15 protein-coding genes are annotated in these 15,378 nt (G+C 61.8%); 6 read left to right on the forward strand and 9 right to left on the reverse strand.

Annotated features, from left to right (window positions below; all coding sequences use genetic code 11):
* Positions 1–15: 15 nt before the first annotated feature.
* Positions 16–1,818, reverse strand: coding sequence for an ABC transporter transmembrane domain-containing protein (locus B7Y43_RS08695; RefSeq protein WP_374131245.1), 1,803 nt, complete (start codon positions 1,816–1,818; stop codon positions 16–18).
* A 230-nt stretch (positions 1,819–2,048) separates the two neighbouring features.
* On the opposite strand from B7Y43_RS08695, the gene B7Y43_RS08700 reads away from it, so the two are divergent.
* The gene (locus B7Y43_RS08700) at positions 2,049–3,281 is read left to right on the forward strand and encodes a polyhydroxyalkanoate depolymerase (RefSeq protein WP_374131246.1); all 1,233 of its coding nucleotides are present in this window, start codon (positions 2,049–2,051) and stop codon (positions 3,279–3,281) included.
* A 108-nt stretch (positions 3,282–3,389) separates the two neighbouring features.
* A complete protein-coding gene (locus B7Y43_RS08705) occupies positions 3,390–4,055 on the forward strand; it encodes a LysM domain-containing protein (protein WP_374131247.1) in 666 nt (221 codons plus the stop codon).
* On the opposite strand, the gene B7Y43_RS08710 is transcribed toward B7Y43_RS08705, so the two are convergent.
* Together B7Y43_RS08710 and B7Y43_RS08715 are read right to left on the reverse strand one after the other, a co-directional pair.
* Positions 4,046–4,606, reverse strand: a complete 561-nt coding sequence (locus tag B7Y43_RS08710) for a hypothetical protein (RefSeq protein WP_374131248.1) — start codon at positions 4,604–4,606, stop codon at positions 4,046–4,048. The two genes, B7Y43_RS08705 and B7Y43_RS08710, sit on opposite strands and share 10 nt — an antisense overlap.
* Positions 4,603–4,992 carry a VOC family protein gene (locus tag B7Y43_RS08715; protein ID WP_374131249.1) on the reverse strand — a complete coding sequence of 130 codons (390 nt, stop codon included), beginning with the start codon at positions 4,990–4,992 and terminating at the stop codon, positions 4,603–4,605. Before B7Y43_RS08715 ends, B7Y43_RS08710 begins: the two co-directional genes overlap by 4 nt.
* A 104-nt stretch (positions 4,993–5,096) precedes the next feature.
* Between B7Y43_RS08715 and soxR the strand changes: the two genes are divergently transcribed.
* Entirely contained in the window at positions 5,097–5,552 is a 456-nt protein-coding gene (soxR, locus tag B7Y43_RS08720; RefSeq protein ID WP_374131250.1) for a redox-sensitive transcriptional activator SoxR, read from the forward strand.
* A 327-nt stretch (positions 5,553–5,879) separates the two neighbouring features.
* Here the strand turns inward: soxR and B7Y43_RS08725 are convergent, their stop codons facing one another.
* The 3 genes from B7Y43_RS08725 to B7Y43_RS08735 all read right to left on the reverse strand — a co-directional run bounded on the left by B7Y43_RS08725 (position 5,880) and on the right by B7Y43_RS08735 (position 8,177).
* Complete coding sequence (locus B7Y43_RS08725; protein WP_374131251.1) at positions 5,880–7,058, reverse strand: acetyl-CoA C-acyltransferase; 1,179 nt, start codon at positions 7,056–7,058, stop codon at positions 5,880–5,882.
* A 3-nt stretch (positions 7,059–7,061) separates the two neighbouring features.
* Positions 7,062–7,616 (reverse strand): carboxymuconolactone decarboxylase family protein, encoded by a 555-nt coding sequence (locus B7Y43_RS08730; protein ID WP_374131252.1) that lies wholly within the window; start codon positions 7,614–7,616, stop codon positions 7,062–7,064.
* A gap of 126 nt (positions 7,617–7,742) precedes the next feature.
* Positions 7,743–8,177 carry a MaoC family dehydratase gene (locus B7Y43_RS08735; RefSeq protein WP_374131297.1) on the reverse strand — a complete coding sequence of 145 codons (435 nt, stop codon included), beginning with the start codon at positions 8,175–8,177 and terminating at the stop codon, positions 7,743–7,745.
* Between the two features lie 120 nt (positions 8,178–8,297).
* Between B7Y43_RS08735 and putA the strand changes: the two genes are divergently transcribed.
* The gene (putA, locus tag B7Y43_RS08740) at positions 8,298–11,282 is read left to right on the forward strand and encodes a bifunctional proline dehydrogenase/L-glutamate gamma-semialdehyde dehydrogenase PutA (RefSeq protein ID WP_374131253.1); all 2,985 of its coding nucleotides are present in this window, start codon (positions 8,298–8,300) and stop codon (positions 11,280–11,282) included.
* 55 nt (positions 11,283–11,337) lie between these two features.
* Complete coding sequence (locus B7Y43_RS08745; protein ID WP_374131254.1) at positions 11,338–11,784, forward strand: hypothetical protein; 447 nt, start codon at positions 11,338–11,340, stop codon at positions 11,782–11,784.
* A gap of 55 nt (positions 11,785–11,839) precedes the next feature.
* Here the strand turns inward: B7Y43_RS08745 and B7Y43_RS08750 are convergent, their stop codons facing one another.
* A complete protein-coding gene (locus tag B7Y43_RS08750) occupies positions 11,840–13,012 on the reverse strand; it encodes a mechanosensitive ion channel family protein (protein WP_374131255.1) in 1,173 nt (390 codons plus the stop codon).
* A gap of 219 nt (positions 13,013–13,231) precedes the next feature.
* Here B7Y43_RS08750 and B7Y43_RS08755 point away from each other — a divergent pair, with 219 nt between their 5' ends.
* A complete protein-coding gene (locus tag B7Y43_RS08755; protein WP_374131256.1) occupies positions 13,232–13,786 on the forward strand; it encodes a type 1 glutamine amidotransferase domain-containing protein in 555 nt (184 codons plus the stop codon).
* Here the strand turns inward: B7Y43_RS08755 and B7Y43_RS08760 are convergent.
* On the reverse strand, positions 13,783–15,183 hold the full coding sequence (locus B7Y43_RS08760; RefSeq protein WP_374131257.1) for a putative O-glycosylation ligase, exosortase A system-associated: 1,401 nt from the start codon (positions 15,181–15,183) through the stop codon (positions 13,783–13,785). The genes B7Y43_RS08755 and B7Y43_RS08760 overlap by 4 nt on opposite strands.
* A complete protein-coding gene (locus tag B7Y43_RS08765) occupies positions 15,176–15,301 on the reverse strand; it encodes a hypothetical protein (protein WP_374131258.1) in 126 nt (41 codons plus the stop codon). Before B7Y43_RS08765 ends, B7Y43_RS08760 begins: the two co-directional genes overlap by 8 nt.
* Positions 15,302–15,378: the final 77 nt, after the last annotated feature.

Below are 15,378 nucleotides of genomic sequence, written 5' to 3' on the forward strand. Positions count from 1 at the left end.
AGAGGCGTGCTTTATTCAAGCCGCTTCGCTAAACTGTAAACTCGCCAGCCGGGCGTACAAGCCGTTCTGCCCGATCAGCCCGCCATGCGTTCCGGTTTCAACGATACGGCCGTCATCCATCACGATGATCCGCCCCGCCGACCGCACTGTCGCCAGTCGGTGCGCGATGATCAGCGTGGTGCGGTTCTCCATCAGCCGCTCGAGCGCTTCCTGCACCAGCCGTTCGCTTTCGGCATCGAGCGCGCTGGTCGCCTCATCAAGCAGCAGGATCGGCGCATCACGCAGCAGCGCACGCGCAATCGCCACGCGCTGGCGCTGCCCACCGGACAGTCGCGCGCCGCCTTCGCCAAGGAAGGTGTTTAGCCCCTCGGGCAGCTTGCGCAGGAATTCGGCGGCGTTGGCTGCCTCCGCCGCGGCCCAAAGCTGGTCGTCGCTTGCCGTCCAGTCGCCATAGCGCAGATTGTCGCGCGCCGACGCGCCAAAGATGATGCTGTCCTGCGGTACCATCGCAATCCGCTTGCGGACTTCGGCCGGGTCAGCGGTCGGCAGCGCGACTCCGTCAATCCGGACGATACCCTGATCGGGATCGTAAAAGCGCTGGATCAGCTGGAACAGCGTCGATTTGCCAGCGCCCGAAGGCCCGACAACGGCCACGGTTTCCCCCGGCGATACCGACAAGGAGAAATCAGAGAGCGCCGCAATATCGGGCCGGGTGGGATAGCGGAAGGTGACCTTGTCGAAATCAAGCGATCCGCGCGCGGGCTGCGGCAGCGCCACGGGATGCGCCGGTGCCCTGATTTCGGGCACCTCGTTCATCAACTCATTTAGCCGCTCGGCGGCACCGGCGGCGCGCATCAGATCACCATAGACCTCAGTCAGTGCGGCGAAAGCGCCCGTCACCAGCCCGGCGGTGAAGATGAATGCGGTCAGCGACCCCCCGGTCAGCCGCCCAGACGCAACGTCAGCGATGGTGGTCCACAACAGCAAGGTGACTGCACCGAACAGCAGCATAATGACCAGCGCGGTCATGATTGCCCGGATGCGGATGCGGCGCTTGGCAATGGTGAAGCTGCGCTCAACGGCGTCGCCAAAGCGGTCGCCTTCGCGCTCTTCCTGACCAAAGGCCTGCACGACCTTCATCGCCCCCAATGTCTCAACCGCGATCGATCCGATATCAGCAATCCGGTCCTGGCTGGTGCGCGAATGCTTGCGCACGCGCCGGCCGAGCAGCACTAGCGGCATGATGATGATCGGGATTGCGATGATCAGCGATCCCGCAATCTTGGGCGACAGGGCAAAAAGCGAGATGATCCCGCCAATGCCAGTCAAGGCATTACGCAGCGCAACGGAGACAGTGGTGCCGACCGCAATTTCGATCTGGGCTGTGTCCGACGTCAGCCGCGACGCAATTTCCGATGGCCGGTTTTCTTCGAAATAGCGCGGGGCGAGCCGCAGCAGGTTGCGCTGCACCGCCGTGCGGAAATCGGCAACGGTGCGCTCGCCAAGCCAGGACACGAAATAAAAGCGGACCGCCGTCGCAATCGCCAGCACAATGACCAACCCGAACAGGCCGTAAAAAATCGAATTGATATGCGCCAGATCGCCGCCATTGCCGAAGCCCTGGTCGATAACCGATTTGAATCGCCACGGAATATACAGCGTCGTCGCCGATGTCGTGACCAGCGCCAGCAGTGCAATCGCCAGCTGCAGCGGATATTTCAGGGCGAACCGGGCAACAATAGCCAGGCTGGAGAGCTTGCGGCGCGGGGCCGGCTCAGTGCGGGCGGGCTCGATCGGAGCGGTTGGCTGGTCGGTCATGTTGGTGCGGCGTCTAGCAGGACGATCCCGCCCCCTCAATGTCTATCACTGGGTCTATCTCTGGGTCTATCACTGGGGCTATCTCTCGACCCATGCAGGGATGTGCCACGGGCGGGTTGTGGAGCGATGGCACTCAGGAATAGCACCTAGGAGCATTGCCACCGCACTGCAGCATGCTATTGCAAGCCGTCTTGACGGGACGGTAACCGTTCGGGTGGCAAAGGACGTTCATGCTTTACAACGCCTATGAGATGCAGCGCTCAATGCTGGCTGGGGCCAGCGCGATGGCCAATTTTGGTGCAGGGATGCTTCAGAACCCCACCAATCCCTGGTCCTATTTCAGCGGCGGGCCGGTGCTCGGTTCAGCGCTTGAAGTGTTCGCGCATGCCGCAGCGCCCCGTGGCAAGCCAGAATTCGGGCTCGATACGACCGTTATCGACGGCAAAACCTTCCCGGTGCAGGAAGAGATCATCGTCCGTAAGCCCTTTGGCCAGCTCAAGCGCTTCGCCCGCGACGGCGTCGTCGGCGGCCCCAAGCTGCTGATCGTTGCGCCCATGTCTGGCCATTATGCCACGCTGTTGCGCGGCACGGTTGAGCGCATGCTGCCCTTTGCCGATGTCTACATCACGGATTGGCGCGATGCGAAGCTGGTGCCGTTGTCCGATGGCAGCTTCGATCTTGATGATTATATCGATTACATCATCGAATTCCTGGAGGCGATTGGCGCCAACGAAGGTGAGGGCGGCACTCACATGCTCGCCGTCTGCCAGCCATCGGTGCCCTGCTATGCTGCTGCCTGTGTGATGAGCGCGGACAAGCACCCGTGCCGCCCCAAGACGCTGACGCTGATGGGCGGCCCGATCGACACTCGCGAAGCGCCGACCGCCGTCAACACGCTGGCGACCAAGCGCCCGCATGCCTGGTTTGAGCAGAATGTCATCGCGACCGTGCCGATGACTTATGCCGGTGCCGGTCGCACCGTGTATCCGGGCTTTCTGCAGCTTGCCGGGTTCATGTCGATGAATCTGGGCAGCCACATGATTTCGCATTGGGAAATGTTCAAACATCTCGTCCAGGGCGATGACGACAGCGCAGACGCAACCAAGGATTTTTATGAGGAGTATCGCTCGGTCTGCGACATGACCTCGGAATTCTACCTGCAAACGATCGAAGTTGTCTTCCAGAAGCACGCGATTGCCAATGGCACCTACACGCATCGCGGGCGTCCGGTGGATCCGGCGGCGATCACTGACATCGCCCTGCTGGCGATTGAGGGCGAGCGCGACGATATTTCAGGGCTCGGCCAGACCAAGGCAGCGCTCAGCCTCGCCAACCAGCTCAAGCCGTCGATGAAGAAATATATGATGGCCGAAGGCGCTGGCCATTACGGCATCTTCAATGGCAGCAAATGGCGCACCAAGATCGCGCCTGTTGTCGAGGCATGGATCAGCGCACACGCGTGATCATCATTATTTCGGCTGCGTCATAATAATCTTGATCTAGTTTATCCCGGCCAGTAAAAATGGCGCTTGGTCTTTAAGGCCGAAGCGCTTGATGGTTGGGGAATAATAATGGGTCAGTCGGCTGATAATCCCACTTATACCGTGCAACGTGATGATACACTGAGCAAGATTGCCAAGCGCTTCGGAACGACATGGCAGGCGCTGAAGGTGCTGAACAATCTTGCCGATGTGAACAAGATTGCGCCGGGCCAAGTGCTCAAACTCCCAGCAGCGGTTGATAGTGATCATCCTGACCTTGCAAAACCGGCCACTTCTGCCGGAAAAGTTGCGCCGATCGATACCCAATTGCCTAGTTCAGGGCCCGGCTTCGTGATCTATAATCCTGACGACGCGCAGGGGAGCGACCGCTATGGCACGCGCGGCTTTGTCGATGCGCTGAAAGCGCTGGCCGCGTCATGGTCGACCACAGGCGCTGCGCCGATCAGCTATGGCGATATGAGCCACCGCAACGGCACCTCTTTTCCACCGCATAAGGGCCATATGAGTGGCCGGGAGGTCGATATTCGGCCATTTCGAAAAGATGGGCGGAATCTTCCAGCGCGATGGCAGGACACGGCCTATGACCGGCTGACCACGCGCCGTCTGGTGGAATTGATCAAGCAACAACAACCCAATGCGCAAGTCTTTTTCAATGATCCGGTGTTGCACGATGCAGGGCTGGTGAAGCCGCTGGCAGGGCATGATAACCACCTGCATCTGCAGATTTACGACTGAGCCGGTCGGCGGTTCAGGGCTTTTTGCCTAGCGATCTGGCCGGGTGCCGCGGCTGGATCGACGATCGGCCGCGCCAGGACGGCCTTACCCGCCACGGCAAAACCGCCGCCGAGCAGAGCCCCTGCAGCCAAAATGGCTACCTCCCCCAAAATGGTTGAGGCCACAGCCATGCCGACCGCGCTTAGCCAAAGCAGCGCAACGGATCGCATTGCCTTCACCCCAATCATCGCCGCCGATAACAAGGTCAGGCCAGCCAGCAGCACCACTGATCCGGCCAGATAGAAATCGATGCCCAATTGCACGGCGTCGGGGCCGATGATCGATCCCTGGCCGATGGCGGCAACCGCGAAGCCCGCCAACCCCAGGCGGCCGACACGGTCGCTCACCGACAGGTAGATGCCAATCAGCCCGATCAGCAGACAGGCGTCTATCACGGCATAAAACCCCTCAAGCCAGGCAACACCTGGCACATAGGGGATAAACGCTGCGGCGACGCGCAGGCCGCCGCCAGTCACCGCGGCGGCGGCGCCCAGCCTGATCAACGAAGTCATGCCTGGAGCGGCGTGTAGCTGACGATTTCATATTCAATGCCGTCGGGATCGAAAAAGTAGAAACGCCTGCCGGGTTCATAGTCGCCATGCGCGAACGGCGTCAGACCCTGCGCCACCACCCGCGCTTCGACGGCGTCCAGGTCATCGACCTGCACGCCGACATGGTTGAACGGCACGCCCTTTTCGAAGCGGGTGCCGACATCGTCGGTTGGTCGCGCGTGGAAGGCGATGTACCCTTGGGCGCTGCCGACATGGATCGTCAGTCGGCCATTGGCCGCCAGGCCACGCCAGCGCTCGGCCCAGCCGAACAGCGCCGTCGCCGTCGCGGCAGCGCGGTCCGGGTCACTGACATTCAAGTTGATATGTTCGATGATTGCAGAGCCCATCGCTGCGTCCTTCCATGTACCGATCGGTCATCGATTCGGCTTGACGCAACCAGTTTTGCAACCTCAACCTAAGTTGAGGTCAAGGGTTTTCTCGGGAGGGCGAAATGAAGGCAAGCGATGTCATCGCGATCGGCGATCTGGCGGCACGAGCGGGCGTATCGGTATCGGCGATCCGCTTTTACGAGGTGCGCGGGCTGCTGAGCCCGTTTCGCAACAAGGGTGGTCAGCGGCGCTTCTTGCGATCTGACATAAGGCGGCTGAGCTTCATTCTGATCGCGCAGCAACTGGGACTGTCGATCGAGGCGATCGGTGCTGAACTCGCCAAGCTGCCCGATGGCCGCACCCCGACCGCTAAGGATTGGACGCGGATGAGCACCGGCATCCGCGCGCTGATCGACGACCGGATCGCGACACTAACGCGCACGCGCGACTTGCTCGACGGGTGCATCGGCTGCGGGTGTTTGTCGCTGGAGCGGTGTGGGCTTTATAATCCCGGCGACCGTGCTGCCAAGCGGGGGGCGGGTGCAAGATATGTGTTGGGGGACGAGCCGCTATTGTAGAACGAAGAACGACAACATCGCGCGGCTTGTTGTCGTTAATAAGTCTTGCCAGAGTATTGGTGACGGCAATTCCGCCGTCAACCAAAGGAGTGCCACATGAGCCTTGCAAGCTTGTGCCTCGTTTTGGGTGTGATGATTGGCTTTGCTACCTTGATCCTCAAGGTGGTGGAGCTGACGCGCCCTAAATAGGCCAACCGGAGGGGGTCGGCCTGCCAGCTGGCCCCCAAACGAATTGGGCCCCGATCGCTGCCACGAACGGGGCCCACTCAAAGGAGTCCAATGAGCCTTGCCAGAACTACTTACGCGATCGGCTCTTAATTTTCAACCTCACAGCACCTCGAACAACCCGGCAGCGCCCATGCCGCCGCCGACGCACATCGTGATGACGACATATTTCGCGCCGCGACGCTTGCCTTCGATCAGCGCATGGCCAGTCATCCGCGCACCCGACATGCCATAAGGATGGCCGATCGAGATCGCCCCGCCGTTCACGTTGAGCAGTTCGTTGGGGATGCCCAGCGTATCGCGGCAATACAGCACCTGCACGGCGAACGCTTCGTTCAATTCCCACAGGCCGATATCGTCCATCTTCAGGTTGAAGCGTTCGAGCAGCGCGGGGATGGCATAGACCGGGCCGATGCCCATCTCGTCAGGCTTGGTGCCGGCCGCGGCCATGCCGATATAGCGACCGAGCGGGGCGAGGCCGCGCTTCTCCGCGAGCTTTTCTTCCATCAGCACGCTAGCCGATGCGCCGTCCGACAGCTGGCTGGCATTGCCCGCCGTGATCGTCATGTCCGGTCCAAGTACGGGCTTCAGGCCGCTCAGGCCGGCCAACGTGGTATCGCCGCGATTGCCCTCGTCCTTGGTCACCGTCACTTCGTGATGCGTGACTTCCTTGGTTTCCTTGTTGGTCATCGCCATCGTCGCGGTGACGGGCACGATTTCGTCATCGAACTTGCCGGCGGCTTGCGCTGCAGCAGTGCGCATCTGCGACTGATAGCTATACTCGTCCATCGCCTCGCGGCTGATGTTATAGCGCTTGGCGACGACTTCGGCGGTCTGCAGCATCGACATGTACACATCAGGGTGCATCGCCAGCAATTCCCGGTCGGGGGCGACGCGCATTTCGGGCGTTTGCACCATCGAGATGGATTCGCAGCCGCCGCCGATCGTCACGTCCATATTGTCGACGATGATCTGCTTGGCGGCAGTGGCGATCGCCATCAGGCCGCTGGCGCATTGGCGATCCATTGACTGGCCGGGCACGCTGATCGGCAGACCCGAGCGCAACAATGCGTTGCGTGCGATATTGCCGCCCTGCACGCCCTGCTGGAGTGCTGCACCCCACACCACGTCCTGCACTTCGGCACCGTCAATCCCGGCGCGCTCAACGGCAGCCTTGATGGCGTGGCTGGATAGCGTGGGCGAGGGCAGGTTGTTGAACCCGCCGCGATAGGCGCGGCCAATGGGGGTGCGGGCGGTGGAAACGATAACGGCTGAACGCATGGCTTATTCTCCTTTGGCAGCCGGGAATCGGGCCGCATTGGGTTCGAGGGGAAGATCGAGCGCACCGCAGATCAGCGATACGCCGTGGTAAAAACCGACAAGCTGGATGATCTCCAGCGCCTGGGGCTCGTCAAAATGCGTCCTGAGCGCCGCCCATTCGGCATCGGTAAGCTTTTTGTGGTCGATCAGCGCGTCGACCGTGGCGATCAACACGCTTTCCTCGGCGGACCACACCGGATCAGCTGCGCTGCCGTGGACGGTCGCGTAAATCTGGGCATCGTCCATGCCGATATGCGGGGCGAAACCGGCGATGTGGACGCCCCATTCATACTCATTGCCGCATGTCGCGCAGGTGCGGTCGATGACGATTTCACGCTGGCGCATCGATAGCGGGCTGGCCTTGTCGAGCAGCGATCCGCCGCTGAACTTGCCCCAGGCGCGTTCATTAGTGGCCAATGTCGTAAACAGCACCAGTGGCTCGGCACCGCGCATCAGCACCTTCATCCGCGCGTCGAATTCGGGCGGATAGGGTTTGGTAAGGGGCGTGATGCGGGCCATGTGATCGGTTCTTCCCCCCTCCCGCTTGCGGGAGGGGCTGGGGGGTGGGCGGGGCCGCCGGCGTGGCGCTTGCGGGTCCATCAGGCCCACCCCCGACCCCTCCCGCAGGCGGGAGGGGAGAAACATTCAAACGAAGATCTGGCTGATCCATTCGGCGATCATCGCGGGCTTATCCTCGCCTTCGATTTCGACGGTGAACTCGTTGGTCTGCTGCCATTGGCCGGGGCGCTTCTCCACCAGCTCCATCAGCTTGAAGCGACCACGCACGCGCTTGCCCGAGCGAACGGGCTGGAGGAAGCGGACTTTGTTGCCGCCGTAATTGACGCCCATCTTCACGCCCTCAATCTTGGGGGCGTCAGTGATCTTGGACGACAGGAGCGGCATCAAGGACAGCGTCAGGAAACCATGCGCGATCGTGCCGCCAAACGGCGTCATCGCCGCCATTTGCGGGTTCACATGGATAAACTGGTGATCGCCCGTTGCATCAGCGAACTTGTCGATCATCTCCTGGCTGACCTCGACCCAGTCGGAGACCTGCTCGGTGCCCACCCGCGTGGCCATTTCCTGAATGGTGATTGTCGTCACGGCATTTCCCTCCCGAGCAAATCATCGCATAGCGCGGGGCTCAAATAGGCGCGTCGAGCACCCCTTGCCAAGCCTCGCTAGACCGGAAACCGGAAGATGACACCTGACGTAGCGTCCGCAGCCCGCAAATCCATGGCCCAACTCCACCGCGCGCCCGAACCCGAAGTTCTAAAGCCGCTATTGGCGCGCGCCGCCGTCACCCCCGACTCGCGAAATCGGATCATGTCCGAGTCGCTGGGATTGCTGGCGGACCTGCGCGCGGCGCAGGGCAAGGGCTGGGTGAACCAGTTCCTGCAGGAATATCGGCTCAATTCATCAGAAGGCGTGGCGCTGCTGTCGCTGGCCGAGGCGTTCCTGCGCGTGCCCGATCCGGAAACCGCCGATCTGCTGATCGCCGATAAGCTTGGCGATGCCGATTGGCGTGCGCACACCGGCAAGTCCAACTCGACGCTGGTGAACTCCGCCACCTGGGGTCTTGTGGTTGGCCGCGCGCTGGTGGGGGAGGGCGATCAGCCCAGCGCGCTGCGCCGCCTGATTTCGCGCGCCGGCGAACCGTTCGTTCGCCAAGCGGTGGGGGCGGCGATGCGCATGATGGGCGAAATCTTCGTGATGGGCCGCACCATCGACGAAGCCGCCCGCCGGATGAAAAAGCCCGAGCATAAAGGCTTCACCGCCAGCTTTGACATGCTAGGGGAGGCCGCGCGGACCAAGGCCGATGCCGACCGCTATTTCCGCGCCTATGTCGACGCGATTGATGCGGTGGGCGCCGATCCGGCGGCAGGCCATTCGATTTCGGTCAAGCTCTCCGCGCTCCACGCGCGTTATGAAGTCGCGCAGTGGGATGATTGCGTCCCCGCGCTCACCGAAATGCTTGAGGCGCTGGCGGTGCAGGCGGCGGGCAAGGGCATCGCGCTGACCGTCGATGCCGAGGAATCCGAGCGGCTGGAGATGAGCCTGGATATCATTGGTACCGTCGCCGGGCTGCCGTCGCTGAAAAGCTGGGACGGCTTCGGCATGGCGGTGCAGGCTTATGGCAAGCGCGCGCGGCCGGTGATTGCCTGGGCGGGCGCACTCGGCCGCGAGATGAACGTCCGCCTCGTCAAGGGCGCGTACTGGGACAGCGAGATCAAGCGCACCCAGGTGGAAGGGCTCAGCGATTATCCACTTTTCACCCGCAAGGCCGCGACCGATGTTTCCTACCTCGCCTGCGCGCGCGACATGCTTGATGCGCCGCACATTCGCCCCGCCTTTGCCAGCCATAATGCGCTGACAGTGGCGACCATTGTCGAATGGGCGGGGAACAGCCGCGATTTCGAATTCCAGCGCCTCCACGGCATGGGCGATGGCCTGTATGAGCGCTTGGTGCGCGAACATGGCTATCATTGCCGCATCTATGCGCCGGTGGGAGGGCATCGCGATCTGCTGGCCTATCTCGTCCGACGGCTGCTGGAGAATGGCGCGAACTCCTCCTTTGTCCACCAGCTGGCCGACGAGCGGCTGAGCGAGGCGGAAATCCTGGCCGACCCGGTCGTGAAGATTGCGGGCGTCGGCGGGACGCGGCACCCCAACATTCCGCTCCCTGCCGATCTCTTCGGCGCGCAGCGCAAAAATTCCGCCGGGCTTGATCTCGCCGATCAGACGACGCTGGCCCAGACGGTCCAAAATCTCCGCGCCTCCGCGCCTCCGCGTGAACAAGATGATCTCACGCGGAGACGTGGAGACGCGGAGGAGGCGGTGTGTGCGGCTGCTGCAGCCTTCCCCGCCTGGTCGGCGCGATCGGTTGAGGATCGCTGCGCGATCATGGAGCGCCTCGCCGATCTGCTTGAGGAGAACCGCGACGCGCTGATGGCCATCTGCGTCCAGGAGGCCTTCAAGACCATCCCCGATGCGCTCGGCGAAGTGCGCGAGGCAGTCGATTTCTGCCGCTATTACGCCGCCGAGGCGCGCGCCAACCTCCACTCCATCGAGCTGCCGGGCCCGACGGGTGAGCGCAACACGCTCCATCTGGAAGGGCGCGGGGTTTGGGCCACCATCGCGCCGTGGAACTTCCCGCTGGCGATCTTCCTGGGGCAGACGGTGGCAGCGCTGGTTACCGGCAACACAGTGGTAGCAAAACCGGCACCGCAGACCCCGCGTATCGCCGCGCGCGCGGTCGAGCTCGCGCATCTGGCAGGCGTGCCGAAAGACGCGCTGATCCTGCTCCCCGGCGGCCCCGAAGTCGGCGCTGCGCTCACTGCTGATCCCCGCGTGCAAGGCGTCGCCTTCACCGGCTCCACCGCGACCGCGCGCAAGATCGCCCGCAGCCTGCTGGAGGACGACAATCGCCCCATCGTCCCGCTCATCGCCGAAACCGGCGGCATCAACGCGATGATCGTCGATTCCACCGCGCTGCCCGAACAGGTCGTTGCCGATGTCATCACCAGCGCCTTCCGCTCGGCCGGGCAGCGTTGCTCGGCACTGCGCCTGCTGCTGCTGCAGGAGGAGATCGCCGACGGCGTCATCGAGATGCTGCAGGGCGCGATGGACCTGCTGATCATCGGCGATCCGGGCGATCCGCGCACCGATGTTGGCCCGGTCATCGATCAGGCCGCCTATGACAAACTCATGGCCTATCGCGCCCATCTCGGCGGCGCGCTGATCAAGTCGGTCGCGGTGCCAGCCGACGGCCTGTTCGTGCCGCCCACGCTCGTCCGGCTCGGCGACATCGACGCGCTCGATCGTGAATGGTTTGGCCCCATCCTCCACGTCGCGACCTGGCCCGCGGGCAAGCTCGCCGAAACGGTCGCGCGGGTGAATGCAAAGGGATACGGCTTAACGATGGGCCTCCACAGCCGCATCGCCCGCGCGAGCGAACTGGTCGAAGCGCGCGCGGCGGTCGGCAATCTCTACGTCAACCGCTCGATGATCGGCGCGGTGGTCGGTTCGCAACCCTTTGGCGGCGAGGGCCTGTCTGGCACTGGCCCCAAGGCGGGCGGCCCGCATTATCTCTACCGCTTCTGTGTCGAGCGGGCGGTATCGGTCGATACCACCAGTGCTGGTGGCAATGCGACGTTGTTGAGTTTGGATGAGGGAAGTATTTGAAGAACAGCTTGATGGTTGGGCATTATTCACGTAAATATAATGGATTAGAGAGGAGTTGGTGATGCTCGCTGTTCGTTATCTGATTATTTTTGCGATACTCGTCCTCATGTCGAATAATAGTAGCGCTCGAGAAACGCCCAGCCGGACGAAGGCCGACACGAATGTTGTTGATCTCGTCATTTTGCGCGACGGCAATGTCGTTGCGACGCCCAAACTGGTCATGCGGATCGGCACGACGGCTGTGCTGACTGTGGCCAAGCATGATGGCTATTCAATAAAGAGCGCGCTTGGCCGGGACAGCCGGATCGCGAACGGTCGAAAATTGGATATTGAGCTGTTTTTTGCCGATGATGGTCGCTGGAAGTCGGTCGGTAAGCCAAGCATTTCCGTTGGCCTGAATGGGAGTGGGCGCTTGATGTGGCGCGACGAAGCAGGCAGCAATTTGGAAATAAGGGCGGCGATCACCGATATACCGTCCGACACGATCGGCACGCGATCCTGATTTCAGGATAGCCGTTTCGGGCGAAGGGTGGCGACTTGGCAGCCGGAGGAGAGGCCTATGCGCTATCCTTCGGGTCGATCCGCTTCACTGCCTGCACATCGGGATAGGGCAGCACCATCGTCCCATCGGGCGCGGCGGTGAAGCTCGTCTGGGTGGGATAGGCAAACGTTATCCCCTCGGCGGCGAAGCGGCGGAGGATCGCCAGCCCGACATCGTTGCGGCCCTGATACCAGCGCGCAAAGTCGGGGCTCAGCGTGTCATATTCCAGCTCGATATTGATCGTGCTGTCGCCAAACCCGACCAGACCGGCTTGCGCAAAGCCGTGGCCGAGCTTTTCGACCTCCTCACGCAACATCGCCGGAATGCGGGCAATCACGTCGGGCGGTGTCTGATAGGTGATGCCGAGTGCGAATTTGTTACGGCGAAAGTCACGCCGCGAAATGTTGCGGATTTCCTTTTCCAGCAACTGTTTGTTGGCGATGATATGTTCCTCGCCTGAGGCGGGCCGGACGCGCGTTGATTTCAGCCCGATCTCCTCGACCGTGCCAGTGGTATCGTCATAGCTGATGACATCGCCCTTGCTGAATGGTCGATCGAAGATGATCGCCAGCGCCGCGAACAGATCAGCGAAAATGCCCTGCGCCGCCAGGCCAATCGCGATGCCGCCCACGCCAAGCCCCGCCACCAGCCCGGTGATGTTGACCCCCAAATTGCCCAGGATGACGATGATCGCGATGCCGAATAGCACCACCGTGACGAGCAAGCGGATGATGCCCATCGCATTGGCAATCGTCTCGCCGCTATAATGTTCGCTCTGCGCGCGCTGTTCGATCACCCCAAGCGTGATTTCGCGCGTCCAGATCGCGACCTGGAAACCAGCGGCGATCGTGAAGAGGAAGTTGATCGTCTGGGCGAGTTCGATCGGCGCATGGGCATAGCCATCGACCAGCTTTGCAGCGGTTGCCGCGATGAAGAAATTGGTGGTGCGGCTGGCGGCATGGGCAAAAATCTCCGGCCAGCGTCGGCTCGTCTCGCCGGGTTGATAAAGCCTGCGCACATAACGCCGCACCGCGTGCAGGCCGATGATGATCAGCGCACCGACCAGAATCGCAATCGCAATTTGCAGCCAATGCGTCTGAAACCATGTCCGGTTGACATCAATCATCGCGTTAAGCTGGGCGCTGACATCGCTCATCTGGATGGTGGGAGGCTTGCGGGGGCTGGTCATCGCTTCTTTCGTGTGGATCGGCTTGGGGTGTCGCTCAGGGCTTTGCGGTTAAGCCCGCAACGGCTCTAGCATAGTGGGTGGCAGGATCGAGACCGGGGCGGTCGATTGGCGGCTATCCCGTTCATTTGGAAGAACGCTGCCAATGCACCGCTGACCGCTTCGTTCCGGAACCGCTTCCGGATCAGCGGGTTGATGACGGACCAGCAGCGGAGATTCCCCATGACCGATATCACTCAAGCGCATGTCCTTATTCTTGCCACTGACGGTTTCGAGCAGTCCGAATTGTTCAGCCCGCGTGAGGCGTTGATGGATGCCGGGGCGAAGGTGACGCTGGCGTCAATCGGCACTGATCCGATCCAGGGCATGAAGCATGCCGAAAAGGCGGAGACGATTACCCCCGATCTCATGCTGCATGATGTCGATGTCGGCGATTATGATGCGTTGGTGCTGCCCGGCGGGGTCACCAATCCCGATACGCTGCGGCTTCAGCCAGAGGCGATCACGATCATCCAGGCGTTTTTCGATGAGGACAAGATAGTGGCGGCGATCTGCCATGCGCCATGGCTGTTGATTGAGGCTGATGTCGTTGACGGACTTCGCGTGGCGAGCTGGCCGTCGCTGCACACTGATTTGGAAAATGCCGGTGCTGAGGTGGTTGACGCGGCGGTCGTCATTGACGGCAATCTGATCACCAGCCGCAATCCGGACGATCTGCCCGCCTTTAACGCGGCGCTGATCGAAGCAATCGGCGCACAGGTCCGCGAGCCTGCCTAACGCGCTGGCTGACCCGCGGCGATCGGCAAGACTGGCGTCGGGGCTGGCGCTTGGGCTCCCCGCTGGCCCTTGCGAAAGGGCTGCCAGACCGCCTCGCTGCGGCGGCGCGCAAGATAGGTGTCCAACCCGATCTGCGCGCCGATCAGCATATAGATAAAGGGTTGAAACGCGATGCCGACAAAGGCCGCGCCGAGCAGATAAACGATGTGTGCGTTTTGCAGCGCGCTGGCCAATGGCGTTACCCAGGCTTCGTCAGCACTGGCCTGGCGATATCGCTGGCGCAGCACTTCCATGCGGAACACGCCAGCGATGTTGATCATCAGCCACAGGGCGAGGCCAGGATAGCCTTGTTCGCCGAGCATCTCGAAATAGCTGCTGTGATAGGCGCGGGCGCTGTCTTCCTCAGGCGTGCGCACCACGGTGATGTTGTTGCCTGATCCGACGACTTTTACCGTTTCAAAGCGGAGATGATTCTGGCGATAGGCTTCGAAGCCGCCGCCGAACGGGTGCGTTTTGGCGTAATCGATCGTCCATTTCCACACCGCGACCCGGGTGGAGGCGGAGGTATCGGATTGGTGATTTTGGATCGTCTGCATGCGTTCCAGGAATGATTCCGGCAGGAACGGCAGCGACACGATCGGCACGACGGCGACCAATGCCAGATACATCAGCCGCCTTTTGGCGTTGCGCAGCATCAGCGCCGCGAGAAGCCCGATGCAGACCAAGCCGGTCCGCGCCGATGTGCCGACCGGGATCAGCAGGCAGGCAAAGGCAAGCGCATAGCAGAAGATCTTCACCTTCCAGTCGGGCTTGAAGATCGTGCCATAGGTGGCAAACCACAGCACCAGCGGCACGATGCAGACCGCGACTGTCGAGATGATGCTGCCTTCATACAGGCCGCTATTGTTCGACACCATCAGGTTCAGCTCGCCATAGCCGCCGCCCGACGCCAGCGTCTTGATCCCGCCAACAATGACGATTGATCCGGCCGACAGGACCATGAACAGCAATAGCGCCTCTATCCTGAGCTTGGTGCGCAGCGTGAGCGGCAGGAAGATGGCAAAGGCCAGCGCCTTCCACACCCAATCCCATTTTCCCATCGCATCCACCGGGAAATCCGCACTGCGCGTGGTGATTGCGCAATAGATCAGCATCAGCAGCAACAGGAACTGGCGCGGTGCCAGCCTGGTGTCGCGCTTGTCGTCAAACATCGCCCAGGCGCCGACCGCCGCGATCACGGCGATCAGTGAAATTGGCACGCTGTTGAGCAGCAAATAGGTCAGCCGCTGGGGCGAGACGATGTCGATATAGACATAGGTCAGCACGAACACGAACGGGCGGCGAAAGCCGAACCCGAACAGCGCGATCAGAAAAGCGATAAAGGCAAGGTCACGCACCCGGATCATCCTCCGGTTGGGCCGATGGCTCGCGATCAAGATCGGGGCGGCGCAACAACAGGAACGCGGCCAGCATCATCAGCCCATGCGTCAGGCCGAGCGCGAAATTGTCGATCATGCCCTTTGCCCTGCCTGTAAAAAAACCTGCGCTACGGCGCCTTGGGGCTGGATACGCCGAACCGGGTTGACGGTGCG

The sequence above is a fragment of the Sphingomonas sp. 28-62-20 genome, assembly GCF_002281505.1.